This is a genomic window from Chloroflexota bacterium (genome assembly GCA_015478725.1).
Classification (GTDB): Bacteria; Chloroflexota; Limnocylindria; order Limnocylindrales; family CSP1-4; genus C-114.
Genome location: JADMIG010000088.1, coordinates 1 through 1800 on the forward strand (window position 1 = coordinate 1; position 1800 = coordinate 1800).

The 1800-nt window shown below is 58.8% G+C and carries 1 protein-coding gene; it reads right to left on the reverse strand.

Going from position 1 to position 1800, the window contains the following annotated elements; genetic code table 11:
• Window positions 1-18 precede the first annotated feature (18 nt).
• Entirely contained in the window at window positions 19-1746 is a 1728-nt protein-coding gene (locus tag IVW53_15860) for an IS1634 family transposase (protein MBF6607039.1), read from the reverse strand.
• Window positions 1747-1800 lie beyond the last annotated feature (54 nt).

Genomic DNA, 1800 nt, shown 5'->3' on the forward strand with positions numbered 1-1800 from the left:
CAGTCCTTTCGCTCATTTTCATGGGGGTTTGGCAGAAACAGTAACCAACATGGTGTAGATGTAGATGTCGGGTGAGAAGCCTGCCAAGCCCAAAATGCGGGTTTGTAAGTGGGAAAGTGGGGTTAGATGGTGCAACACTGCTCCAGCATGATCAATAATTGTCAGCGTCAGCCCACGAAAGCTCTCCAGCATTCGCTCCGTGGTCGGGCGGCTGGTTGTGGCTTTGGGTTGCCCCGCATACAGTCCCACCAACTCTGTCCCCTCCTCAGCCAAGTGCCGCCGCACCACAAACTCCAGCAGCGCCAACACTCGCACCCCAAGGCTCAACAGTCGCACCAATCCTTTGGCGTGGTCGTCGCGTTGCAGGTAGAAGGGGCTCAAACTCAGTGGCGCTCCCTTCAAGCGACCAAAGCTCTGCTCGATCAGGTATTCTTCCCGATAGCACAGCACCGCCGCTTCCAGCGACAACCCCTCCGCCCCTCGGTTGGTCGCGTACACTCGCCAGCCCAAACCGGCACTTGCTCGCCCAAGCGCCTCTTGGTCCACTTGCACATTGATGCTGAAGTCCCATCGCTGCTCAACACGAGCCTCTCTCTCTTTGTAGGCGCGCACTTCCCTGTGCTGCCACTGCTCGCTCAGTTGCACGACCAACAAGTCCCCTACGCGGTAACGCTCCAGGATGGCACCTATCACCTGTTCAAGGGCCGCCTTGTCGGTTGGTCTGTTTTTACCGCGTCGCCGCCCGTTCAGTGCCATAATCTCCTGTTGTGCCCCAGCAAGCCGCTTGTGCAACCCTTGTTCTTGGCTTTTGGAAGCACTAATGGAGCGCACTACCAGACGGCGCTCTTGCCAGGTGAGTTGGCGGCCTTCATACTGAGCAGCCAGTTGCACTGTGTGCTCGTAGCCAACGGCGATCTCCACTTCTTCCCCGTCGGCACGCTTGCGTTTCACCGTCACAAGGGGCTGAGTTTTGTCCAACACCCCGGCCAGATAGAGTATTTGCCAGTCAGGGGGCAACTGCTTAGTGGGCAGGGGCATCAGGTAGAAGTCACCTCCCTCCTGCACAAAGGCGCGGGTGTCGAGGGCGGCCATCTTGCTGTCGCCAACATAGAGCAACCCACCCCGCCCCAGGCTGCTACGCACCCGCCGGATCACCGGGCAGTACAAAGGGTCATCGGCTGCTTGCCCGGGGAGCACATTGGTGACCAATGGCAGGGGCAGTGGGTCAAGACTGGCCAGCATCACCTTGAGTTGGGGCAGGTCGGGCCGTTTGTCTTTGGAGTGCCCAAAAGCAAACAGGCCGCCTTCATCAACGCCCCAATAGCCACTGGAGGTGGTACTGTCCAGGCGTACCCGCTCGGCGGGCAAGTCGTAGACACGCAGCAGGCAACGGTTGAGGGCAGCCTCGAACAGGTTCCATTGTTCGTCTTTGCTGAACAGTTCGAGCAGGCGAGCCAAGCGGTCATCAGTGAAGTCCAAGGCGCGCACCGATTGACCGGTTGCCTGCTGCAAAGTGATCAAGCAGCGTTCAGCCCAGGGTTGCACATGGCTGAGGCGGTGGTCGGCTTGGGAGAGCACATGGGCGAGCCAGATGGTGGTAACCCAGCCGGGGTCAAGCCCCTGCCAGTTGCCGTGGGCAGAGAAGTACGAATTAAGCAGGTTGGGCAGTTCCATCTGTTTCATTTGCGCCAGCAAGAGCGGGATGTCGTCCACCCGCTCCGTCGTAATATTCAGTGTCTCGGTCATGCCGAGACCTTACCCAAATTCGCTCAACTTGTCCAGATTTGAGCGAAAGGACTG